General features: G+C 59.3%; 4 protein-coding genes. 1 reads left to right on the top strand and 3 read right to left on the bottom strand.

The window, feature by feature from the left end:
* The 3 genes from AAF358_23540 to AAF358_23530 form a co-directional block, all read right to left on the bottom strand.
* Positions 1 to 410 (bottom strand): 6-bladed beta-propeller (locus AAF358_23540; protein ID MEM7708549.1); only part of this gene is annotated, 410 nt, incomplete at its 3' end.
* A gap of 452 nt (positions 411 to 862) precedes the next feature.
* The gene (locus tag AAF358_23535) at positions 863 to 4,282 is read right to left on the bottom strand and encodes an ELWxxDGT repeat protein (GenBank protein ID MEM7708548.1); all 3,420 of its coding nucleotides are present in this window, start codon (positions 4,280 to 4,282) and stop codon (positions 863 to 865) included.
* A gap of 473 nt (positions 4,283 to 4,755) precedes the next feature.
* Positions 4,756 to 5,304, bottom strand: coding sequence for a TlpA disulfide reductase family protein (locus tag AAF358_23530; GenBank protein MEM7708547.1), 549 nt, complete (start codon positions 5,302 to 5,304; stop codon positions 4,756 to 4,758).
* 116 nt (positions 5,305 to 5,420) lie between these two features.
* On the opposite strand from AAF358_23530, the gene AAF358_23525 reads away from it, so the two are divergent.
* Positions 5,421 to 7,445 (top strand): hypothetical protein, encoded by a 2,025-nt coding sequence (locus tag AAF358_23525; protein ID MEM7708546.1) that lies wholly within the window; start codon positions 5,421 to 5,423, stop codon positions 7,443 to 7,445.
* Positions 7,446 to 7,494 lie beyond the last annotated feature (49 nt).

The following is a 7,494-nucleotide window of genomic DNA, read 5'->3' as shown; positions in this document are numbered from 1 at the left end:
TCGCCTGGACCGTTTCCCTCGGAGCCGAACTCCGTCAGGTAAACACCGCTGCTGGAAAACTTCTGAATCCGGTTGTTGCCGCGGTCGGCCACGTAAACGCTGCCCGCAGAATCGACGACAACCGATTGCGGCGTGTTGAACTCGCCAGGCCCGGAACCCGGGCTCCCCCACTGCGTGATGTATTGGCCCTGTAACGTAAACTTCTGGACGCGTGCCGCGTTGAAATCCGCGAGGTAAATGAAACCCTGGTCGTCCACCGCAAGCCCGGTCGCAAGGAAATACCAGGGTTGCTGTAGCACCGGCCAGAGCCGCTCAAAGCGATATTGGTCTGCCCCCGCGTTCACCCAGGAAGGCAGAACGAACAGCGTTGCGGCAAGAGCCGTCAAGACACGGCCAACGCGATAATTCATAGAGATTCCAACTCTTGCAGACTGCCCATAGCCTAGCAGTTGAAAGGAACGGCGCACCCTAGAGAGCGTTCAGGCCTTCAGCTCAGAATTCAGGCTAGTCCGCATTTCGTCGCCAATGCAGTTCTTGCCGCCGCCGGCAGAGACAAAACGCAATGGGCAAAGGCTGGCGTAATCCACCTTAGTGACCCGCTTTTTCATCGGCTGACGCTTCAATGGATAAGGGTCTGGGTCAGTTCTTCCTATCGGCAAAAGACGTCAAACAGGGGCTGTTTTCTTGGCGACACCACAGCGGGCCGGTCAGTTACCGCTAGCGTCGCCGAACCGCTTTGACATGCCGAAGAGCATGGACCCCCCGATGCATGGTGGTGACGACGCAGGGCAAGACTCCGTCTCACCGCTCGCATTTTCCGGTACAGGGACGTACCGGCTTTTTGCGTCACCAGCTAAGGATGCTAGTCCTCGAACCCATCGGCGAACAGCCCGATTGGAACAATGAGGACGCTGTCAGCCACCTCACCCTGCTCGTCGCGGGCGAGCACAAACTGGAGATTTTCGGACGCCGCCGAGGGTGCCGAAAAAGCGCCCGTCGCCGTACCGGATGCATCCAGAGTACCGGTCGCCAATACCGTATTCCCCACAAACAGCTCATAGTTTTCCAGGGGCGTGAGCCCGGCAAGCGTGAAGGTCACCGATGTGCCGGGTGCAGCAATTTCTCGATCGAGCTCCATGCTTGGATCGGACGTCCAGCGGTTGTTTCGCAGCGTGACCTGCAAATCGTCCGCTTCAATCCCGCCGTCAGTCATGGTGAGCACGGTGACTGGAATATCGCTGTCGGCCAGCCCCAAGAATTCGGTCGTCAGAGTTAGCGTTAGCCTGCCCCCCAATTCCAGGACAGGGAGTGGGAGAACTTCCGCATCAACAAAAAACTGCTGCGTCTCGACGACAGGTCCAGGCAAGAGCAGCTCCGGCGAACCCCCGGGCAACCTTGTGGCCTGCGCCACCGCATTGAGTTCACCGTCGACTCGAAACACCGCGAGCTCCAGATCCCAGTCAATGCCCGAGCGGCCCAAGATGCTGTCGCCGCTGGCATCATTGCCGTCACTGTCGAGCAGAATTCGGAATAGGGCCTGCTCACCGTCTACGGACGGAAACGCCTCTTCCACCGATACCGTCAACGCGACCGAATCCGCTTCTCCGTCGGACACGAGCTGCACTGCCGTGAGGTCCAGATAGTTTGGCCCTGAATGATCCCCCTCGGGATCAACGGCCTGACCGCTGCCGTAGACAACCCGACGCGCCGGGCTTTGCCGCCGCCCCTTCTGTCCCCAGGCAGCCAGCGCGGGCGCCGCTCGCAATTTGGCAAAGTTGGGTTCGGCAAAAAGGACGTTGGCAAGCCCCTTATCCGAATCACCGGAATTGACGAACTCAAACACCTCCGGAGATCCGCCCGTCATCACAAACTGGGGCTCGGGCACAGTTTGAGCGTTACCGTCTTCATCCGGATGCTCGAGCCCTAGGACATGTCCGAGCTCGTGAACGAGGGTTCGAGCTGAGTAGTCCAGGTTGGTCCCCTGCTTGAGCATGATAAAGGGGATGAGATCGTTTGAAGCCCCGGCAGCACTGACCAGCGCGGCATTGGGGTCTTTAGACCCCGGCAGCAGGATTGTGTCGTCGCCGCTTTTCATGACCGAGACCTTGATGCCTTTACTTTGCGGCAGCACCTCCGCCAAGCCGGCCGAGCGAATGGCATTGAACTCATCCTGACCGTTGACCATTCCGTCTGCCATCGCATCACCCGCGGTCGCGTTTCGTTGGAACCCTGACAAGACCAGCGTAATCCCGGCCGACTGGAGCAAATCATTAGCACGCAGGATAATTTCTCGAAGGGCCGACTGCGGGTTGTCCGCCTCTTTGGTGTAGTCATTCACCACGAGCGGAAACACGGTGTATTGCCGGCTGGTTCGGGCCAGCGCGATGTCCAGCCCGTCGGTCAATCCGTCGCCATCCGTATCGGGGTTATTGGGATTGAGGCCCAGGTAGATTTCATCAGCCAGATCAAGCCCGTCGTTGTCCGCGTCAACCGTCACGTCAGGAATAAAATCGCCGTTGCTATCCGCACTGGTTCGCGTGGTGGGCTCGAGCGAGTCCGGCAAACCGTCAAAGTCCTGATCAGTGAAAGGTGTCTGGTAGATACGTCCGGTAAACACTTCTCGGACGTTGCCATAGAGCTCGGCACCGCCAGGTTCCGGAATTCGGGGCAGCGACGGATCTAGCGGCTGCACGCCGTTTTCGTTGATGGCTTTTAGAACGTAATCGCCGCCAACCCGAACCACTCGAAACTCTGATGCCGGCACAAACGTATTAGGCGTATTGACGTTCCCCGGCAGATTATCGAGGAATACCACGGAGATCTTTTTGGGCGGTCTCAGCGGCCTTCGTTCACAAACCGCATCCTGTTTCTGAAACTGGGTCGGGCAGGTCGACACGCTGTGTAGCTCAAAACCGGTTGTGCCGTCGTCCGCCTGCAGATAGACGCGCTGATCGGTCGAGGCCATTCGATTAAACGGTCCGGAGCTTGCGGGGCCTGGGAGGATGTCTGCCACGAGGCGAGTATTCTGTGGCTCGCCATCACTGCGCCAGAGCTCAACGCCGTGCACCCCGTCATCGGCAAAAAAATAGGCCAGGCCGTCGGCGCCGGCCACCATCTTGGACGGGAAAGAAGACTCCGAACCCGGGTAGATATCCGCAGCCAGCGAGGTTCCGGCGCTTGAGCCGTTGGTGCGCCACAGCTCACCGCCATGTTGTGGATCGGAGGCGACAAAATAGACCAGGCCATCGACAAACGTGAAGAGGCCGGGATCGGAGGACTGCGGTCCGGGCTGAATATCTCGGAGCATCTGGGTACCGGTTGGCTCACCATTGCTGATCCACGGTTCCAAGCCATTAGCGCCATTGCCGGCAACAAAGATCACCTCAACGCCAAACGGAACCAGATCATCCGGACTGCCGCTGAGTGGTCCTTCGCGGATATCCAACACCAGCCGGGTTCCCTCAACCGTGCCGTCGCTCACCCATAGCTCCCTCCCTGTCTGACCGTCGTCCGCCGCAAAAAAGAGCCGGTTGCCTGCGACTACCATGTCGTCCAAGGGTGCCGGAACAACCGGGTCGATACTAAAGGACATCGATGAATCAGGACCCGGGTTGATGTCGAAGACGAACGTACCGGCTTCGGTGCCGTCGCTGCGCCAAAGCTCGCGCCCGCTGACGCCGTCATCCGCGACAAAAAACAGCAGATTTTCGGTCGCGGCGGTATTCGGGCCACCGGTGGGGTTAACAAAAAATACGGTGTCGTCCTCCCCAGGGGTCAGGTCAGCGACACGACTGGGCTGGCCAGCAACCGTATCGAGCACCCATAGCTCTCGACCCGCAACACCGTCATCGGCGCTGAAAAACAGCAGATCACCCACCGCGGTGAGTCCTCGAGGAAAAGAGGAGGGCTGCCCGGAACGAAGATCAGCGACGATGGCAGCACCGCCGTCAGAGCCTGCCTGCCAAAGTTCGAAGCCGAAGTCCGCAGAATTCTGGACATAATAGAGTCGACCATTCACCTCGGTGAGCTCCTGCGGATTGACGGAACCTGGCAATTCCATCACCGGGATCGTGTTCGAAAAATCGCCCCGGCTGCGCCACAGTTCGAAGTTGATTGGAGAGGTTGAATCGGTGGCGACAAAAAAGAGCGTGTCACCAATACCCAGCATCTGGTCTGGCATCGAGTCGCCCGGGCCGGCGAGAATATCCAACACCCTGGAGGTTTCAGCGAAGCCCTTATGCAGCTGATGAGCGACCGTCGATCCGGCGACGAGAAGACCCACCAGGCCTCCTATGACGGAGCGCGAAAAAGGTGATGTTTTCATAACCCAGAGCCCTCTTCCTTTCTACCAAATGCGATATCGGGCCTAAATCCGCGCCACGAGGTCACAAAACGGCGGAACGCCGGATTCTGGTGTCACGTGCCTCCACATCGCTTGATCAGCATCGCGAACTAGGCGCACAACACATTTGGACCTGAGCAAAACACTATCGGCGCCAGGGCCTGAGTCTCCGGGCCCATCTCTGAGAAATGTGCTCAGGCTTTTACACCTCAAGCCGCAGCAGGGGCCCAATAATCGAGGGGATAGTCATGAAAAAAACACTTCTCGCAGCAGCTTTTGCCGCAACCGCCATGAGCGGGGTCAACAAGAGCGTTCGCTACGTTCAGCTGCGCTGAGACGTTGGGTCAGGCTCCAATGCGGAGCCTGACCTTTTTTGAGGTCACATCGCTACGGAAGCTCGGCCAATCCAGAGCTTAAAGCGCGTCCACCGCCTTGCGCAGCTCCGCGGCCCAGAAGGGTGCGCGGCGCGCGGCGCGCAGGCCGTGACCCTTCACGCCCTCGGTGCGGTCTTCAGCCTGACGCGCTAGACCCAGATGCCAAACCACTTCACCCTGCTCGACCAGAAACAAGCCGGGCGTGCCTTTGACGCCATATTGCTTGGCGATCGTCTCACCCTTTTCCACCAGCTGAAACTGAAAGCCCTGCTTGGCGAGGTAAGCCGCCGGGTTGGCGTCATCTTCCTCAAAGAGGCTCACGGCGAGGATGCGAATATTCTCGTCACCATGTTCATCGACCAGGCTCTGTAAATGGGGCATCAGGCCCTTGCAGTACGGGCACCAGGTCGCCCAGAAGAGCAGCACCGTCGGCGGACCGGAAGCTGGGGGGAACGCCACCTCATGACCGTTGACGTCCGTGGCGGTCCAGGCTGGCGCTGAATTGTCTTGCGCGGCAAGTGGGCTGACAAAAACGAGCATCGGCAGCAGCACCAATACGGGTAAAACGCGTGTGCGGAGAGTTTTCATATCGGTTAAGACCCGTGCGACCGCCAGAACCTTTCAATTGCTGGCATTTTTGCGTCCCCCGACGCGCCAAACGGACGACACTGGCGGCGCCGAGACCAGAAAGGTATCTTTTCCCGATGCTAACGACGCTTCTCTTGGGCCTTTCCCTGACGGCCGCCAGCTGCGGTCAGCCGAGTGACGCAACCGTTACGCCAAGCTGTTCACCGCTGGAAGAACAGTGGGCAGCCGTTCGCCAAACCTGGCAGTCGCTCGACGCCGCCCTTAAGGAGCCGGAGGTTCAGGCAAAGCTGGCGATTGATACACGCTGGCAGAGTCAGTTCACTCAAGTTCTTCTGCGCTACAGATCGTTCGCTGCCGCTCGACGGGAAGCGCCACCCGTCGAACCGCTCCTGGGCGAGCTTCTACAAAGCAGTCCGCAGCAGCTGGCGCCGAGAATGCTGAGGTTTCATCGGTGCGGCGATGCCCGCCCCCACCAGGAGGCGTACGCGGCGCAAGCCGCCTGCCGAGCGGACCAGGCCGACCTGCTGCGGGAGCACCACCCCAATAACGCTGTCGGTTACCTGCTGCTGGCCGAGCTTGCCTGGGAAAAAGGCGACCTGCTGGAGGCCACTCGCCTGCTCGAAGCGGCCAGCCAAGCCACAGAGCTGGATGTGGGGGAGCGACCCGCCATGATCGCTCTTAGTGAGACCATCGATCGATTCGCCGAAAGTGCCATGCTCCCTGATCAGTTGGTCGACGGCACTCCATTCCCCGATCCGGCGCTCAGCCAGAAGCTGGGGGCCCTTTATTGGTCAGCCGGTATAGTTCAGCAGCGTTTTCCTGATCCGCTTGGCGGCTTGACTCACCGCTGCCAAAGCACATCGGAACCGACAATGCAGTCCCCATGTTTAGCCTTCGCGCGAGCGCTGCGTTTACCCGGCGTCGACAGGCTGGCGGTCATGCGCTCGCTGGCCATCGAAGGGTCGGTCTACACGAAACGAGGTGAAGACTCACGCGCCGCGAGGCTCAGCCAGCAGCGGATCAAGGTCCAGCAGCTGCACCCCGAAACTTCCTACAAACAGTTTCTCGAGCTACCAGATCCTTTGGCAACACTCCGGGAGTTAATACTTCGTGGTGAGGCGTATGCCCGATTGACGACGGGGCCGACATTGATCGAAACAGTTGAGGCCATCATCGAGCCCAATCTCGAGATGCCAGAAGACTGCACCCCAGGAGTATCGGTCAACGACGACAGTGCCTGCCTGAGTTTCGACGTTTATTCCTCGGAGGCCGACGTCGTCGACGAATTCCTGCAACGACAGGCTCACGCACCCGCCACGCTCTCGCGCTGGGCGGAGCATCCGGATCCCGGTGTGCAAACGCTGTCCGCTTATCACCTGAATCTCCAGGAGCATCTGGCCGGTTTACCGAAGCAAAAATCCATGGCGGCGCTTAAGACTGTGATCACCAGGTATCCCGACGCGTGGCTGCCCAGAAGAATCATGCTCCAACGATGTATCACAGAGAAGCACTGGGGCTGCGTCGAAGAATCCGCGCTGTATCTGACTGCTCTCGAACCCGACAACGCGTTTGCTCTGACCCAGTTGGCGGCTCTGGCTGTGCAGCAGAAGGATAAGGACTCTGCTCGCGCGTGGCTCGAGCTTGCCGGCAAGGCAAATCGCTACGACCGCGGGCTGGGCGGCGTTGCCTATGAGTTCTTTCACGGCTACCAGAAAGGATTGACCGGGCCAGCCGTTGATCCATTGGATCTTCGCAGCTCTTCGATCCTCGGGATGAGTCTTAGCCTAGCCCTGACCCTAAGTGGTCTAGAAAAGGAGCTTTTGAACAGCTGCAAGGACGATGGCGCTCTGGACGCACCCACCTGTCTCGAAGCCGCCCGAATCATGCAGCTACCCGGAGGAGATTTTTTCAGCGTCCAATATGCCCTGGCGCTCGAACGCCGGGCCTATGAGGCAGCCGGTGACGAAGCGGGCATTGCCCAAACGGAAAAAAAGCGCGCTCAGCTGCGTGCGCTTATGGGTACACAAAATGCTGACTGGATCATGCAGCCGGAAAACAGCGAAACCTACGTCGAGTTGCTGCGCCAGCATGGGGAGATTGGTACGACGCGCATCATCGGAGAATTCGCTCAGCGACCCTGAAGCGCGCTGCGTTGTAGTCAAGAAAAAGTGCGGACCGGCAAAACCAGCG

The sequence above is a fragment of the Pseudomonadota bacterium genome, from assembly GCA_039033415.1.
GTDB lineage: Bacteria > Pseudomonadota > Gammaproteobacteria > Xanthomonadales > SZUA-38 > JANQOZ01.
The sequence above is the reverse complement of the archived record's forward strand: the minus strand, read 5'-3'. Positions and strand labels throughout refer to the sequence as shown.